This is a genomic window from Bradyrhizobium sp. USDA 4461 (assembly GCF_054055655.1).
The window spans coordinates 4,045,555-4,061,566 of record NZ_JBSRXM010000001.1; the positions used below are offsets into that span (position 1 = coordinate 4,045,555).

The following is a 16,012-nucleotide window of genomic DNA, read 5'->3' on the forward strand; positions in this document are numbered from 1 at the left end:
GAGTGCGAGCGCCTCCTAAATGCGTCGTAGGATCCTTCTCGATCTGATCGTGGGAGACTTTGATATAGGTAAGCGCTCAGCCAATACCCTGGCTTCGGGGTTGGATTAGATGTGCGAAGAAGCCTCCGGCTTGAACGGAGGTTTGGGATGGGATTGGACGGCAAAAAAGACGCCCATTTGGACAGCTCATCAGTTGGGTCTGGAGCAGTCAGCCGGCTTGAGGTGCTTGAGGGACCGTCCGGGCGTCGCGTGCGTTCAGAGGCCGAGCGGGCTCGGATCGTCGCCGAAAGTCTGCTGCCCGGCGCTCAGGTGGCGGAGGTGGCGCGCAAGCACGGGGCGACGCGCTGGCAGATTTACGATTGGCGGCGACGCTTCCGACAGCGCGGCGAATTGCCGTCGTGCGAGGCTCCGCAGCCGCCGTTCGCGCCGCTGGTCGTGGAGGGGCCGTTTGAGGAGCGTCACGTTCCGACAGTCAAGCTCGAGATTGCGATTGGCGACGTCGTCGTGCGGACGGACGCGGCGATAGATGGGGAGCAGCTATCTCGAGTGATCCGCGCGGTGCGAGCGTCACGATGATCACGCCCAGTGCTGATCTGAAGATCTACATCGCGACGCGGCCCGTCGACTTCCGCTGTGGGCATGATGGGCTTGCTGCGAAGGTGCAGCAGATGCTTGGTCTCGATCCGTTCAGCGGTGCAGCCTTTGTGTTCCGGTCGAAACGGGCGGACCGGATCAAGATTTTGGTGTGGGATCGAACGGGCCTGGTGCTGGTGCACAAGCGCCTTGAGGGCTGCAAGTTCGTGTGGCCAAAGATTGCGGACGGCGTGATGCGGATATCGCCGGCGATGTTCGCCGCGCTGTTCGAGGGCCTGGATTGGCGGTTGGTCCGGCCGGAGGAAGCGCGGCGTCCACAGATCGCTGGATAAGTGCGGCAGAATGACTCTGTGCCGAGTTTGGCATGGCGCCGGCGGCGCAGATGTGCTCGACGTGGCGCATGAGCACCGCGATGCTTCGCGACGAGAATGAACGCCTGAAGGCGCTTTTAGCGCAAACGCAGGCAGCATTGAGCGAACATCAAGCGGCGCTGGCCACGTCGGAAGAAGCGCGGCGCCGGTTGGAGGTCATTCTCGGCGAACTACGCCGAGAGAAGTTCGGAGCAAAGTCCGAGAAGCTGCGGCCAGATCAATACCATTTACCGCTCGAAGACGTGGAGATCGCGCAAGGCGTCCTGGACGCGGCACAGGAGAAGGCTGCGGCGGTCATCAGGGGCCGATCGCGTGCTGGATCGGATCAGGACCGTCATCGCAATCGGGGCTGCTTGCCTGCCCATTTGCCGCGGGTGGAGCGGATCCTCGAGCCTGCGAGCACGTTCTGTCCATGCGGCTGCGGCGCGATGACGAAGATCGGCGAGGACGTCAGCAAGCGCCTTGACGTGATCCCGGCACAATGGCGCGTGCTGGTGACGCGCCGCCCGAAATACATCTGCCGCCGCTGCTCCGGCCCTGTCGTGCAGGCGCACGCGCCGGAGCATGTCGTGCCTGGCGGACTACCGACCGAAGCGGCGATTGCGCAGGTGATCGTCTCCAAGTTTGGCGACCATACGCCGTTTTACCGTCAGGCCGAGATCTATGCGCGCCAGGGGATCCGGCTTGATCGGGCGACACTGGGCAATTGGTCAGGCCGCGCCTGCTTCCATCTGCAGCCTGTTGCCGACCACATGCGGCGCCATCTGGCAGCGGCGGATCGCCTGTTCATGGATGAAACCACGGCGCCGGTGCTCGATCCCGGGCGGGGCCAAACGAAGAAGGGCTATTTCTGGGCGATCGTCTCCGACGACCGCGGCCATAGCGGCCCAAGTCCGCCGATCGTGCTGTTCCGATATGCCCCCGGTCGCATCGGCGCCTTCGCTGAGCAGTTCCTGGACGGCTTCAACGGACGCTTCCTGCAATGCGATGCCTATGACGGTTACGATCGGCTGATCGAAGTCGCTCGACCGCAAGGGCCGTGGACGCTCGTACATTGCTGGAGCCATTTGCGCCGGCGCTTCGTCAAATTGGCCCGCAACAGTAAATCGCCGATCGCCGAGGCCGCCGTCCGGCAGATCGCACAGCTCTACGCCATCGAAGCCATGGTACGCGGTTCATCGCCGGATATCAGGCTGGCCGTGCGCAAGGACCACTCGCTGCCGCTCGTCCAGGCATTGAAGCCGTGGTTCGAGAAACAGCTGTCGATGATCTCCAGCGGCTCGACGCTCGCCGAGGACATCCGTTACGCGCTCAATCATTGGCAGGGGCTGACGCGCTTCCTCGATGACGGGCGTCTCGAGCTCGACACCAATCCGGTTGAGAACGCGATCCGGCCGATCTGCTTGACGAGAAAAAACGCGCTCTTCGCCGGTCATGAGGTCGGAGCCGAAAACTGGGCCCTGCTCGCATCCATCGTGGCGACCTGTAAGCTCAACGACGTCAACCCGGTCGCCTACATCGCCGAAACGCTCACGGCGATCATTGCCGGCCATCCCCAAAGCGAAATCGACGACCTCATGCCATGGCGGTTCCGCAAAACGTCAAGCCAGCATCAATAGGGTTGCGGCTAAGCGCTTACTGATATAGCCGATGGCAACGTTGAGGAAGAGCTCACCCCTGCGCGCCTTTTGCTTCAAGGCCTCAAGTGAGCGCTGCGGAAAGATCGACAGCTCCATCTCGCTCATTGTGCCCTTCATGCCGAGCAGAAGGCGATCATTGGGGTGGCGCGGATCGTAGACGCCATCTTCATCGACGATCAGCGTTCCAACGAGCCCGCAGAACTCCAGGAGTGTACGCCAATCCCTGCCGAATCACCTCGCTCCAGCCCAGCTGGCGCGCACGGTCGGCCAAGCCGTGCTGGCGGCGCTGGCTCTCTTTGTTGTTGATAACCTGGTCGGCCGTCGACTGACGAATGTAGACGACGGCCTGGCGAGCAAGGTGCTCAGGCGTGATCTTGCTCACCGCTGTCCTCCCCGCTCACGTCGTGTGTCTCTACCGCGCTGTCGGTGAGCGCTTCGGCCAGAAGCTCCTTTAAGAGCTCCAGCATCTGCTGGTGGGCGTCGATCGGAATGCTGCTGTATGTTGGAGGGTTCTCGAAAAGATCCCCCTGACGACGTAATGCGTCCGCCATGACCGCCTCCTCGCGAATGGGATGATTCCCTGGAAGAGGAGGCTAAGACCGCATCGACGAGAACGCGCACCTCCAGCAGACGATCCACCGGAAGCCGCGGATCAGCTATCAGTCGGAAGGAAGCGGCGACGGGAGCCGTCATCCAAGCCGGCAGAAGCGTTAACGTGGCATCAGGCTGTCTGATAACAAAATGCGTCTCATCGCCGAGCCGCTTGCAGGCGACAACCACGACTGACGCTCCGCATCGCGGATGAAACGGGTAGAGGATCTCAATCTCCGATCCTAGACACCCGGCATTATGACGCTGGTTCGCCCGGCGGAGGCAAGACCCATCTCGGCGCCGCGATCGGCCTGGCGTTCGTCGAGGATGGCTGGCGCGTTCTCTTCGCGCGCAACACCGATCTGGTGCAGCGGCTGCAGGTGGCGCGGCGCGAGCTGGCGCTGGAGTCCGCGATCGCCAACCTTGACCGCTACGACCTCCTGATCCTCGACGACATCACATATGTGAGCAAGGACCAGGCGGAAACCAGCGTGCTGTTCGAGCTGATCGCCTCCCGCTACGAGCGACGCTCGCTGCTGATCACGGCCAATCAGCCATTTGGCGAATGGGGGCGTATCTTCCCAGATCAAGCAATGACGCTGGCGGCGATCGATCGCCTGGTGCACCACGCCACGATCCTCGAGATGAACGTCGAGAGCTACCGTCGAAAAGTTGCCCTCGATCGCAAGCGCGGTCCAGGCCGGCCGCCCATTCACGTCACTCCAAACGAAGTCGACAAAGCTATGATTGACGCTGGTAATCCTGCGTGATTGTCGCGCGGCGTCAATCACGGCTTGCCAAAACCGCCGCGAGCGGCAATCATCCTCTGACTCGGTCGCCTCGTCTCATCTTGATTGACGCGCCGCTCTCATGCTGATTGTCGAGCTATAGACGGTGGTCGCAAGCCGACCCGTGATCATGCACGCCATGCGGAACAGCGGAACGGTCTACCGCGGCGAGCCGCCAGATCGTGCAATCGGCAATACCCCCTTAAGCGCTGCGTGCGCGTTCACCATGGCATCGATCGGCTCAGCGACCAGCGCGTCACGATCGCTTCGCGCGCCACTTGCGCAAATCGGCTCCGCGCTACTCGCTTCTACTTGGAGGCCCCTAAGACCTGCGGAGCTCGCATTCTCAAAACAAAGCGCCCTTCAATGGAAGGATACAATCATCTTCCTGTTCTGCGATCTGGGTCGGAGGGCCCTGGCTCAGGTCCCGCCAGTCGACTCATGGCTACGAATGAATTGCTTGCCATTCAAACCACATTGCCATCGAAAAGCGCGATCCGCCGACCGAAGTTAGCGTCGGCACACGTTTCAGACGATAAACTTACGACGAAACAGGAGTCGTCGAAGAACAGGAAGCTGTCGACGAACCGCCATGCGGATATCCCTACCGGAGCTAGTAGGACTGATTCACACCAAGAAAGTGGTTCAATCGTTCGATCGGTCGTACGATGACCGTCGTCCGTCCTGGTTTGCGTATCGCAACGCTGACCAGTGCAAGGTAGCATCTAATGTATCAACATACTCCAAGGTGAAAGGAACAGAACATTATGATTGAGCTGATCGATGAGGCGAGCAAAGTGGCTCTCGTCAACGCCGTTGACTCAACGCGCCACAGAATGATGGAAATGATTTCAAGGCAATTGTAACGCTGAGCAAGGCCCACATGCTGTTCATCCGTTGAGCGGTGCGGTAGGCAGCGCAGCCGGTTCCGATTTATCCGCAGTCGCACGTTGCAGACAGGAGTTGATATGTACGAGTTCAAGGAAGAAACGAGGGCGCTCGTCGATCTTGTTGGCCGAATTGTCAAGGACCACCAAGCTCCGCTCGAGATCCGAAGGCTCAGAGGCGAGAAGCTGACCTCGAAAGATTATGAACCCGGGCGTGAAGCGGCGCATAAGGCTGGCCTCTGGGGACTGGCCCTGCCTCCCGAGCTCGGAGGGGCACACCTTTGTTTGGTCGATAGGCTGGCCGTGATCGAAGAAAATCGTAAATGCCTGACCCCGATCCGATTCGGGGGGGAAGTCTTGTCCGACCTGCTCTACCTTCAGGGGGAGCAGAGGGCTCGTTACCTCGTTCCCTTTCTTGCGGACGCTACATCCATATGCTTCGCCCTGACTGAGCCCGGCGGCGGATCCGATCCAGCTCGCAATACGTCCACCCACGCGAAGCGAGACGGAGATGATTGGATTATTAACGGATCAAAGAGTTGGGTCAGCGAATTCGATGAAGCCGACCGCGTGTTTGTTTTTGCCCGCACGTCGGGCGATGAAAGCCTTTCGATGTTTGCCGTCGAGAAAGACAACCCAGGGCTCGTCGCGCGTTCCTTACCGATGCTTGGCGGGTACACGACGCACCAGCTGACCTTTGACAACTGCAGAGTCGATGGCCTGGCGTGTATCGGCAGTGAGGGCGGCGGCTTCAGAGGTGCACAAGAGGCGCTAAACGCTACACGCTTTGCTAATGCCGCAGCAACGGTCGGTATTGCTCAGCGTTGCTATGACATGATGGTTGAATGTGCCAAGCAGCGCGTCTTATTTGGCGGAGTGCTGAGCGAGAAACAAGCGATTCAGTCGATGATCGTTGATTCGTGGATTGAAATCCAACATAGTCGAGTGATGATGTACACTTGCGCAGAGAAACATGATCGTGGGGACGATACGCGCATTGAAGCAAGTATGACAAAGTTGACTTGCACCGAAATGGTGGGCCGAGTCGTCGACCGGGCCATTCAGATCCATGGTGGTGCAGGCTGCACATACGAGAGCCCACTTGCGCATTGGTACGACATTCAGCGCATGTCGAGAATTTGGGTGGGCGCGAGCGAGGTTCTGAAGTACCGAGTTCTCGCCCGCCATCTGTTGGCCTGAGTTCCTCGGCCACATTAAACGAGGATAAAACCCCGGCAGACGTCCATCTTAACCACCGACGATGATGGCTCGATAAACATCGCGAATGCTGCGCATGTCGGGCTCAGCTTTAGTACGGACAGTGGCCTAACGGAAGGATTGATCTATGGGCGTTCTGAAGGGGATGAAGGTCGTCGAAATCTCAGGAATGGGGCCTGGGCCATTCTGTGGCATGTTGCTCGCTGACCTCGGCGCGGACGTAATCGCAGTGGAACGGCCGGCCGCCGATGCAGGCTGCGCCCGGCCCACGGAGATATACAACCGCGGTAAGCGCTCTATCATTCTAGACCTCAAGAAGCCGGGCGCGGTGGACACAGTATTGCAGTTGGTCGAGAGCGCCGACGTGCTGATTGAGGGAATGCGGCCGGGCGCCATGGAACGGCTTGGACTAGGGCCTGACGTTTGTCTTACGCGCCATAGATCCCTCGTCTATGGCCGCGTGACCGGATGGGGGCAGTACGGGCCTTTGGCAAAGGTTGCGGGACATGACAAAAATTACCTTGCCCTGTCAGGCGCAATGTGGATTTGCTCCCAGCCAAACTTTCGGCCAGAATTACCTCCTGCCTTGCTTGGTGATGTTGGCGGAGGCGCACTTTATTTGGCCGTTGGAATCCTGTCTGCCGTGCTGTGTGCACGCCAAGATGGAAGGGGGCAAGTCGTCGACGCCGCAATGCTTGATGGCTCCTCTTACAGTCTCAACCTGTTGCTCTCAATCATCGCAGCTCGAGGTGGTGATTTTGAGTCCTGCAGACCGGCATTTGACGCCAAGCACATTTCCCGCTGCTATCGCTGCTCTGATGGCGAGTGGATCAATATCGTCCCGCATGAGCCGCAATTTTTTGCTGAGCTCCTGAGGCGCCTGGGTCTCGAGAATGATCAGCGCTTTGTGAAGGGGGAATCGGATCCCGAGGCTTGGCCCGGTCTGAGGGGCGAACTCGCCGCGTTGTTTGCGACCAAAACGCGCGCGGAATGGTCGAAGTTGTTAGAGGGCACCGATGCTTGCTTCGCTCCCGTTCTGAGCCCGCCAGAGGCAGCCGTCCACCCGCATAATGTCGCTCGCAGCCTCTATGTGACGATTGATGGAGTCTTGCAGGTCGCTCCGGTGCCGCGCTTCTCGGTCACGCCATTGGCCGCCCCAACTCGCGTACCTCCGCGTGGAGCTCATACGCACGAAATTCTCTCCGAAATATGACCTCGCTGCTCATCAGCTGGAACTGCTTGCGAGGTCGTGCACGCGGGGGCCTCCGCATAGTAGAGGCCGTATTTAGGAAGAGCGGGGCGTGCAGCGGATTCCACCGAGCGCCCGACCCGCGCTCACGTCGCCGGTCAGGAAAGTCTTGTAATCGAAGGGGCGATGCCGGCGACGACGGGCGCTCGCTCGATGAACTGTTGTTCTCATCAGCGGCGATCTCTCCTCGCGCGCTCGACGGCCAGCACCTCTTTCAGAGAGCCGACGTCATTAGGGGCAGCGTCGTAATTAGTATCCATGCAACCCAATGAATCACAAATCGGGCACGTTGGGACGCCGCAAAATGGCTCCGACTGCAGATTTCTACGTCGGCCAGCCCTCTGTGGCCGCCAGGTTAGCTGTGGGTTTCACCAGTCGATCCCTTCCGGCATATAAGCCGTCTGCGCCCCAGGGAATCTTGACCGGATTGTTGCGGCGGCCCGCAAGATGTAGAGATCGCCCGAATGAGGGGCGCGCTTCACAGTCTCCTGGACGGCAAGCCCCAAGCTTTGCATGCCGCGGCGCATGTGCGGCCAGTGGTGATCCAGGCCCTGACGCCGCTCGGGATCGGGATCATGGCCGTCTCCGAAGCTCAAGGAACCGCTGCAGTACCTCGGCATCCACGTCGCGATCAACGCTCACGCAGCAGCCGCCAAGCTCTATCTCGTCCTTCATACGCGGCGCAGAACATGAAGATGACAGCAGGCGGCGATGCCTGGGGGCTGAAACAATCGCCGGCCTGTCTCCGCTCAGCCGGTCTTCGCGCGCCAACTGGCGCCACGTGAACATTGGCTCGCAGACAACCGTTGCGGGGCCACCGACACCAATCGTGGCTCGCCGTAGCTCTGGGCACCTGATCCGTTGCTTCTCCTCGAATGTCCAAATGGCGCCGAGTCCATCACACCGCGCAAGGAGATCTTCGTCGGAGTGATAGCTGGCGAAGGATAGTCGATGAAAGTTCGATACAGGAAAGGAAGTAGCGACCCACCTGTACGCATCCGACGGGCGCCGTCTTGCGTGACGCGAGGTAATTCGCGAAGCGTGTAGCCTTAAGTCTAGCTTTAAGGTCATCAGGCGATGCGGGTCGAGGTTTTGGGCGGGCTGGAGCGGCGGCGGCGCTGGTCGCAGGACGACAAGGCACGGATTGTCGAGGAGACGTTGGTGCCGGGCGCGAAGGTGACTGAGGTTGCGCGCCGCAACGGAGTCGCGGCGAGCCTGGTGTTTACCTGGCGTCGACAAGCACGGACATCAGAGCAGGTCGTACCATCTTTTGCGCCGGTGCAGGTCGTCGCTACGGAGGTGGAGGAAACTGCGAAGCTTTTGCCTGCGGGTGACGGTCGGGTGCGCTCCGTAGCGTCCGCGCGTACTGGATTGATCGAGATTGATCTTGGCAACCGGCGACGCATCCGGGTGGATGCGCACGTCGACCCGGAGGCACTGGCGCGGGTCCTCGAGGTGCTTGAGCGCCGATGATCGCCATACCGGGTAATGTACGGGTGTGGCTTGCGACCGGCCATACCGATATGCGCCGAGGCTTCCCGAGCCTTGCGCGTCTGGTTCAGGAGAGCTTGAAGCGGGATCCACACGCTGGCGATCTTTACGTTTTTAGGGGCCGCCGCGGCGACCTGATCAAGATCATTTGGCATGATGGCCAGGGCGCATGTCTGTTCACGAAGCGGCTGGAGCGCGGCCGCTTTTTGTGGCCGTCAATGGCGGACGGCGTTGTGACGATCAGCGTTGCGCAGCTCTCTTATCTCCTGTCCGGCATCGACTGGCGAATGCCGCAGGCAACTTGGCGTCCGCAGGCTTCTGGTTAAGCTGTGGCTCTTTGACTCACGGCAGGAATCCAGCGGGATTTTTTGCGCCGAATATGGTTGGTTGGTCATCGTGACGATGCCCTCCGATCCGCTTCCCGCCGATCTTGCCGCTGCGCACGCGATGATCCTTGCGCAACGCGAGCAGCTGACGCTGGCGAAGAGCGAGGTGACGGTCGGCCGGCTGGAAATCGAGCGGCTGAAGCTGATGCTGGCCAAGGCACGGCGCGAACAGTACGGGCAATCTTCTGAGCGCGGCAAGCTGCTGGTCGAGCAGCTCGAACTCGCCATCGAGGATCTTGAAGAGACCCAGGCCGAGCAGGAAACCAAGGCGGAGATCGCCGCGCCAGGGGCCGCTAAGGAGAAGCGCGCGCAAGATCCGCGGCCGCCGCGACGTCCGCTGCCGGACAATCTGCCCATCGAACGTGTCGTCGAACCCGCGCCTTGCGTATGCGGTAAGTGCGGCAGCGAGCGACTGCACAAGCTCGGCGAGGTGGTCTCGAAGACCCTGGAATGCGAGCCGCGGCGCTGGAAGATTATCGAGCATGTCCGCGAAAAGTTCTCCTGCCGAGATTGCGAAGCGATCACAGAGGCTCCGGCGCCCTCCCATCCGATCCCGCGAGGCTTTGCCGGGCCGAGCCTGCTGGCGATGGTTCTGGTCAACAAGTTCCTGCTGCATCAGCCGTTGAACCGACAGAGCAAGACCTATGCTCGCGAAGGGATCGAGATCGACGTCTCGACCCTGGCGGATCGGGTCGGCGCCTGCGTGGTAGCACTCGATCCCATTATTGAGGCCATCCGGATCCACGTCATGAGCGCGGAACGCATCCACGCCGACGATACGACGGTGCCGGTACTGGCCAAGCTTAAGACGGTGACCGGTCGGATCTGGACCTATGTTCGCGATGACCGGCCGTTTGGCGGCTCGGATCCGCCTGCGGCCCTGTTCTACTACTCACGCAACCGGGCTGGAGAGCATCCGCAAAACCATCTTGCCGGCTACGTGGGCCTGATGCAGGCCGATGCCTTTGATGGATATAACCAGCTCTACAAGGCCCAAAGGAAGCCGGCTCCGATCCTTGAAGCGGCCTGTTGGAGCCACGGCCGCAGAAAGTTCTTCGAGCTGGCGAAATCTGGAGAGGCGCCGATTGCCAGCGAGGCCGTGCGACGCATCGATATCCTGTTCGAGATCGAGCGGACCATCAACGGCAAAACGCCGGAACAGCGACTTGCGGTACGTCGTGATAAGTCGAGGTCGATCGTCGCCGATCTCGAAATCTGGATGCGCCAGCAGAGAACGTTGCTCTCATCAGGCAACGATACTGCAAAGGCGATCAACTACCTGCTCAACCGCTGGGCCGCGTTCACCCGCTTCCTGGACGACGGCCGCATCTGCCTCTCGAACAACGCTGCCGAACGAGCGTTACGCGGTGTGGCTGTCGGAAGACGAAATTGGACCTTCGCCGGTTCAGATGCTGGCGGCAATCGTGCCGCCGCTGTCTATACCCTGATCGAAACCTGCAAGATGAACGACGTTGATCCGCAAGCCTGGCTCGCTGACGTGTTGGCCAGGCTTCCAGATCACCCTGTCAACAGAGTCGCCGACCTGCTCCCGTGGAATTGGAAGGCGACCCAACAGTCCAAAGCGGCTGCTGCCTGAGGCGCCGCGGCAGACCGGCGCGACTGCCCGGGGTGCTGGCCGGATGCGTACACCCACCTTGGCCCCGAATCATGTGAGAGGCGTTCGTGAGGACGGCTTCGAAGCGTTGACAGGGAAACAGCGGGCCAGCCATCAAGCCGCAAAATAGGAGGTTTGAGCGCCGACGTGTTATCCTAGGCGGAAGGCAATACGTTGGGCGGCGCACATCGCGAGCCGCTCGACGGCTCCGCTCGGTCCAGACGCCGAGCATGCGGGCAAATCCTTCGGATAGGAACTGGGAGATCTTGTCGTCACCCGAGGCAAGCAGTCTTCGGCTAGGTTGGAGAAAGGGTGATGCCATAAGTCCAGCGCCACTGTCGACAAGAAGTCAGACGTCCGCAAACGACCTGAACAAAAGCGAGTCCAAGGGCAAATACCCTCTTGCGTCCCGGACACAGAGCCGGATCAGGATCGTGTCCCGTTGAGTGGTGTAGCTGCGGCGGGGCTCCGCGTTCGCCGGCGAGAGTCGGGTCGATCAGCTGGCGATCGCCAGAAGGCTGACGGTTGGATCATCGCTCAACGGCGCGATGGTTTCCAGTGTCATGTAACGGGCGCGCTGGACGGCCCATTCATCGTCTGTTCGAGCAGGATCGCGCCGATGAGGCGGACGCGTCCTCATTGGGGAAGATGCCGACCACCTCGGTCCGGCGCTTGATCTCGCCGTTGAGGCGCTCGATCGGGTTGGTAACTGGTATGAGATTTCTTTGCCAACGTTCCGCTGCGATATTCCCACATCGGAGCGTATGGTGCGACCCATCGGGACAGAGGGCACCGGAAGCACGAAGTGCGGGCAGGTCGATACACACGATGAGCCGAGAGCTCGAGTTAGTAGCTGGCCGCCTCTGCGACTCGCCCGGTTGCGCCGAGAGCGCGAATCCGTAGTTGTCGTGTCGCCCGCCAGCTCCCGTCATGTGTCTCACAGGAGGTGTGCAAATGCGACGAGTGATTGGCGTCGACGTCCACCGAACTTTCGGAGAGGTGGTGTTTTGGGAGGACGGCAGGCTCCGACGTGCGGGCCTCATTGATATGACGCGGACTGCGCTGGAGGCACTCGATCCTGCACGCGCACCTGATCCCGAAGTGCCCGCATGCCGATCTTTTCAACGCCCGCGGCCGGACGTGGTTGGCCGCTTAACAATCGCCGAACGATGAGCGAGCGGCCATCGATCGGCACGTCCGTGAGCTGGATCGGCTAGCGGTAGATCTGGCCCTGCTCGACCGCCAGGTCGCGCAGGACGCAATCGAAGATTCCGCGCTCAACAGATTGATGACGATCACCGGTGTAAATCTGGCGGTCGCCGCCGGGATCATGGCGGCGATCGGCGACATCAGCCGGTTCAACAGCCCACAGAAGCTAGTAAGCTATTTCGGGCTGAACCCACGGGTGCGGCAGTCGGGACTGGGACCTGCCCATCACGGCCGCATCAGCAAGGTCGGCCGCAGTCATGCGCGCGCCATGCTGGTCGAGGCGGCCTGGGCAGCAGCCAAGGCACCCGGTCCACTGCATGCGTTTTTCGTGCGCATCCGCGCCCGGCGCGGCCATTAGATCGCAGCGGTGGCCGTGGCGCGGAAGCTCACTGTGGTCTGCTGGCATTTGTTGACGAAAGGTGTGGATTACCTTTGGGCGCGCCCAGCACTGGTCGGCAACAAGACCCGTACGATGCAACTTCAAGCCGGACATCCGCAACAGAAAGGCTGCCGGCGTGGACCGGCCTATGCCTACAACGTCAAAGCGCTACGCGACCGCGAGACGTTGATTGTTGCTCAGGCAGAACACTGCTACGAACGCCTCGTGTCGCAATGGAAACCGCGGCGGCTAAAAACCGACGCGCAGGCGCCTCAGTCCGGCAGGACAAAATAGGGCGGTCTGGTGACCCTTGCAGCCGACGCGTCACGCTTCGCCACGAGGGTCGCCCGCGCCCGACAACCATAATCGCGGCTGACGGCAAGGTCCACCCACGCCAAGTATGCAGTCCCGTTCGACGCCAGCGTGCCACCGTGCTCGGGCCGGTCAAGGCCAAGCCTTGCGGTGGCCGCAAATGCGGCCAGCCTTGACCGCCCCTCCGCGCGGCGGCTGCGAGATCGATGGCCGGGACGGAAGAATGGCCCGCAGCGCGGCCGAACAAAAGAATGGACTTGCAGCGATCTCCGCAATCGTCGTCTCGCGCACGAAAAATCGCGTGTCCGTCTCATCCGTCGAGTGCAGCTTAGTGCGGTGCTGCGGCGGGAAGGTCATATAGGCGAGCACATCGGTCTCGGTCTCGGCCTCGTCGAGGAAGCCGGCGAGCTTGGGCAGCTTGGGGCGGAGCTGGTCGGCAACCCTCCGCCACTGCGCTCGTGCGGCCTCGGCATCGTCCTGGGCGAAGGCGGTGGCGATGAAGGCGGGAGACGACGCGCCGGCCGCTCTTGCCGGCATGCGCCAGCGCGTTGCGCGTGAAGTGGACGCGGCAGCGCTGCCAGGTGGCGTTGAGCACCTTGCTGATGGCGGCGTTGATACTCTCGTGGGCGTCGGACACGACCAGCTTGACGCCGCGTAGCCCCCGGCGGGCGAGCTTGCGCACCGGTCCGGCCTTCGACTTCCAGCTCCATCAGCCGCTGGGCGGCAAAGCCGATCATCTCGCGCAACAGATCCGCATCAGGACTCTTCTCCACGAAGGTGCGAAGGTTCATCATCTCGTCGGTCATCGATGGCTCCTCGAATCAGGTTGGTGTCAGCAACCCGACCCTACCGACGAATCATCGATGACCACCGCAAAGCCCCCGCTACCGCGCTAGTTGAGGGCGCGCGTACGGGCGCCTTTGCTCTACCGAGCTACACCATCATTGGGGACACGGCCCGGATCAGCGCATCACAAGATTGGACGCTATACGTGAACTAGCAAGACGAACAGGAAGACACGGGTTATGGCGTTGATCCATCACGTGACGCGCAAATTGCTGACGGAAAGCCTTCAGGCAACTGAAGCGCTCTGGGGCGCCCCGGCGTCGACGGGTTGACCGGCGGGACTACAAGGAAGGGCTCGACGAACGAATAGCCGCGTTTGGGACGCGGTCCAATCAGCCCCTACGGGCGCTCCCATCTCGCCGAGTGCATATCCCCAAATTGAATGGCAAACTGAGACCGCTCGGAATCGCTGCGTCGGAGGATGAGATCGTCCAGTACGCGGTGAGACGATCCTGAATGCAATCAAGAGGCGGACTTTCTCAGCTTTTCCTACGGGAGAGGCGAAGCCAACATCAAGCGCTGGACGCGCTCTGGATCGGCATTCACCAGAAAAGAGTAAACTGGGTGCTCGGCGTCGACATCCGCTCGTTCTTCGACACGATCGATCACGAATGTACATCGCGGGCTCAGTCCGCTGGACGGTGTGCTTATCGACAGAACAAGATCGTGTGGTGGAAAGGCTTCATCGCGTGCATCCACCTAGAATGTCTCGAGAAGGTAATCCTTAGAGTCGGAACTGACTGGGTGGAGCTTGGCTTTCGACCGCGAGCTTACATAGCTACACTGTTATGCGGTAAGAGGCGGTCTCCGCCCGATATCAATATCGATGACACGTGAAGAACGCGCAGTCGCTTTACGTAGGGAAGATTTGAGAAAAGTTCGCGCAATCTTGCCCGGAGGGCGGCAGTTCATTTGTGTGTTAAGGGCCATGACGGACGTTACTGCATTCAGTATCGTATTCAGTGGCAACGATATCAAGGTCCGCCGCAGGTTACTAAAAAATTTCATTGCTTTGGTACGCAGACATGTATACAGAATCCTGAATGATGACTTGGCTGCTGCATCTTTTCTGAAAATTTAAGGAGATTCTGTGCGCGCTCTTTTCGTCGATGCAAACGAGACCTTGGGGGCAGTTGCCGAAAAGCTGCTTCGCTCGCAAGACCTGCCGATCGACCTTAACCACAACGCAAGTATCGCGCCCGAGGATTTGCCCCGCCTTCTTCGGGGTATCGACATTATGATTGTGGATCATACAGCGCTGCCGACGGCCATTGCGGCGAGGTGTCCTAGCCTCAAGCATGTCGTCTTCCTTGGCACGGGAGCTCGCAGCTACATGAATCCCGAAGAGCTGGCGCGGCGCGGAATTAGCCTCCACACAATCAAGGGCTACGGAGACACAGCGGTGGCCGAATGCGCGCTCGCGTTGATGTGGGCGTCGGCCAAGAATTTCTGCGAGATGGATCGGGGTGTGCGCAATGGTAGCTGGTTGCGGCGGGAGGGAATCCAGCTCACTGGAAAGACCCTTGGCCTGATCGGCTTCGGCGGCATCGCTGCGGAAACGGCGCGCTTGGCGCTCGGCTGCGGTATGAAGGTGATTGCTTGGAACCGAGCCCCGAGGTCGCACGCGCGCGTCGAGTTCGTGCCGCTAGAAAGGCTGTTGGCTGAAAGTCACGTTCTCTCATTGCACCTTCTACTCAATGATGAGACCAGCAATTTCCTGTCACGTGATCGCATCGCCAAGATGCGTCCCGGCGCCATTTTGATTAATACTGCGCGCGGCGCTTTGATTGATGAGGGGGCGATGATCGAGGCGCTGCGGTCAGGACATATTGCGCATGCCGGGCTCGACGTCTTCATTGTCGAGCCGCTTCCGGCAGGTCATCCGCTCACCACGCTTCCCAACGTGACACTATCAGCCCATTCAGGGTTCCGCACGCCAGAGGCGAGCGAGAATCTTATTGCAGCGGCGCTTGATCATTGCCGTCGCATTTTCGCGACCGGTCTTTGACATAATTAAGGAGTTTCAATGTCAGACATTACTCGCTTTTGCCAGAGCGCTCGCCGTAGCCGTGCTTCCGTGTATCGCGATCTCGTCTTCCTCGCGGGTCAAGTCGCCGATACGAAGAGTGCTGACATTACCCAGCAAGCGCAAGAGGCGCTTGCCAAGGTCGATGAGATGCTAGAGCGCGCAGGCACTGACAAATCGCGCCTACTGAGTGTCCAGATCTGGCTTAAGACCATGGATGACTTCGAGGCGATGAACGCAGTTTACGATTCCTGGATCGTTCCCAACAATGCGCCCGCACGCGCCTGTGGCAAGGTCGAACTTGCTGATCCTGCCTGCCGTATCGAAGTGATCGCATTGGCGGCGCTCCGATAGTTCAGTTCTGAACTTCGTTATGCATCTGCCACCTTCCGTCCCACGAATCGCATTGC

At 60.4% G+C, this 16,012-nt stretch carries 13 protein-coding genes and 4 pseudogenes; 13 read left to right on the top strand and 4 right to left on the bottom strand.

The annotated features are described in order from the left end of the window. The first annotated feature begins 147 nt into the window (after positions 1-147). The 3 genes from tnpA (ACVINW_RS18820) to tnpC (ACVINW_RS18830) are packed head-to-tail and all read left to right on the top strand — an operon-like array spanning position 148 to position 2,584. Positions 148-576 (top strand): IS66-like element accessory protein TnpA, encoded by a 429-nt coding sequence (gene tnpA / locus ACVINW_RS18820; RefSeq protein WP_456752682.1) that lies wholly within the window; start codon positions 148-150, stop codon positions 574-576. Beyond that, a complete protein-coding gene (gene tnpB, locus ACVINW_RS18825) occupies positions 573-926 on the top strand; it encodes an IS66 family insertion sequence element accessory protein TnpB (protein WP_456752683.1) in 354 nt (117 codons plus the stop codon). Before tnpA (ACVINW_RS18820) ends, tnpB (ACVINW_RS18825) begins: the two co-directional genes overlap by 4 nt. A 50-nt stretch (positions 927-976) precedes the next feature. Further along, on the top strand, positions 977-2,584 hold the full coding sequence (gene tnpC, locus ACVINW_RS18830; protein WP_456756437.1) for an IS66 family transposase: 1,608 nt from the start codon (positions 977-979) through the stop codon (positions 2,582-2,584). 21 nt (positions 2,585-2,605) lie between these two features. On the opposite strand, the pseudogene ACVINW_RS18835 reads toward tnpC (ACVINW_RS18830), so the two are convergent. Beyond that, positions 2,606-2,987 (bottom strand): annotated as a pseudogene (locus ACVINW_RS18835) (recombinase family protein); the annotation flags it as partial. Continuing rightward, a complete protein-coding gene (locus ACVINW_RS18840; RefSeq protein WP_456752684.1) occupies positions 2,968-3,156 on the bottom strand; it encodes a hypothetical protein in 189 nt (62 codons plus the stop codon). The gene ACVINW_RS18840 and the pseudogene ACVINW_RS18835, both read right to left, overlap by 20 nt. A gap of 306 nt (positions 3,157-3,462) precedes the next feature. Between ACVINW_RS18840 and ACVINW_RS18845 the strand changes: the two are divergent. The 6 genes and pseudogenes from ACVINW_RS18845 to tnpC (ACVINW_RS18870) all read left to right on the top strand — a co-directional run. Further along, positions 3,463-3,966: pseudogene (locus ACVINW_RS18845) on the top strand (ATP-binding protein); the annotation flags it as partial. A 986-nt stretch (positions 3,967-4,952) separates the two neighbouring features. Next, positions 4,953-6,071, top strand: coding sequence for an acyl-CoA dehydrogenase family protein (locus ACVINW_RS18850; protein WP_456752685.1), 1,119 nt, complete (start codon positions 4,953-4,955; stop codon positions 6,069-6,071). Between the two features lie 145 nt (positions 6,072-6,216). Then, on the top strand, positions 6,217-7,302 hold the full coding sequence (locus ACVINW_RS18855) for a CaiB/BaiF CoA transferase family protein (protein ID WP_456752686.1): 1,086 nt from the start codon (positions 6,217-6,219) through the stop codon (positions 7,300-7,302). 1,113 nt (positions 7,303-8,415) lie between these two features. After that, positions 8,416-8,811 (top strand): IS66-like element accessory protein TnpA, encoded by a 396-nt coding sequence (gene tnpA / locus ACVINW_RS18860; RefSeq protein WP_253589780.1) that lies wholly within the window; start codon positions 8,416-8,418, stop codon positions 8,809-8,811. After that, a complete protein-coding gene (gene tnpB, locus ACVINW_RS18865; RefSeq protein ID WP_050382259.1) occupies positions 8,808-9,155 on the top strand; it encodes an IS66 family insertion sequence element accessory protein TnpB in 348 nt (115 codons plus the stop codon). Before tnpA (ACVINW_RS18860) ends, tnpB (ACVINW_RS18865) begins: the two co-directional genes overlap by 4 nt. 76 nt (positions 9,156-9,231) lie before the next feature. Beyond that, a complete protein-coding gene (tnpC, locus tag ACVINW_RS18870) occupies positions 9,232-10,812 on the top strand; it encodes an IS66 family transposase (protein WP_456756322.1) in 1,581 nt (526 codons plus the stop codon). A gap of 514 nt (positions 10,813-11,326) precedes the next feature. On the opposite strand, the pseudogene ACVINW_RS18875 reads toward tnpC (ACVINW_RS18870), so the two are convergent. Next, a pseudogene (locus ACVINW_RS18875) lies at positions 11,327-11,540 on the bottom strand (transposase); the annotation flags it as partial. 578 nt (positions 11,541-12,118) lie between these two features. Between ACVINW_RS18875 and ACVINW_RS18880 the strand changes: the two are divergent. Then, positions 12,119-12,397, top strand: coding sequence for a transposase (locus ACVINW_RS18880; RefSeq protein ID WP_456752687.1), 279 nt, complete (start codon positions 12,119-12,121; stop codon positions 12,395-12,397). 15 nt (positions 12,398-12,412) lie between these two features. Continuing rightward, on the top strand, positions 12,413-12,712 hold the full coding sequence (locus ACVINW_RS18885) for a hypothetical protein (protein ID WP_456752688.1): 300 nt from the start codon (positions 12,413-12,415) through the stop codon (positions 12,710-12,712). A gap of 330 nt (positions 12,713-13,042) precedes the next feature. On the opposite strand, the pseudogene ACVINW_RS18890 reads toward ACVINW_RS18885, so the two are convergent. After that, positions 13,043-13,412, bottom strand: a pseudogene (locus tag ACVINW_RS18890) (transposase); the annotation flags it as partial. A 1,254-nt stretch (positions 13,413-14,666) separates the two neighbouring features. Here ACVINW_RS18890 and ACVINW_RS18895 point away from each other — a divergent pair. Beyond that, positions 14,667-15,584: an NAD(P)-dependent oxidoreductase gene (locus ACVINW_RS18895; RefSeq protein WP_456752689.1), complete on the top strand. Its 918-nt coding sequence runs from the start codon at positions 14,667-14,669 to the stop codon at positions 15,582-15,584. An 18-nt stretch (positions 15,585-15,602) separates the two neighbouring features. Continuing rightward, complete coding sequence (locus ACVINW_RS18900; protein ID WP_456752690.1) at positions 15,603-15,956, top strand: RidA family protein; 354 nt, start codon at positions 15,603-15,605, stop codon at positions 15,954-15,956. Positions 15,957-16,012: the final 56 nt, after the last annotated feature.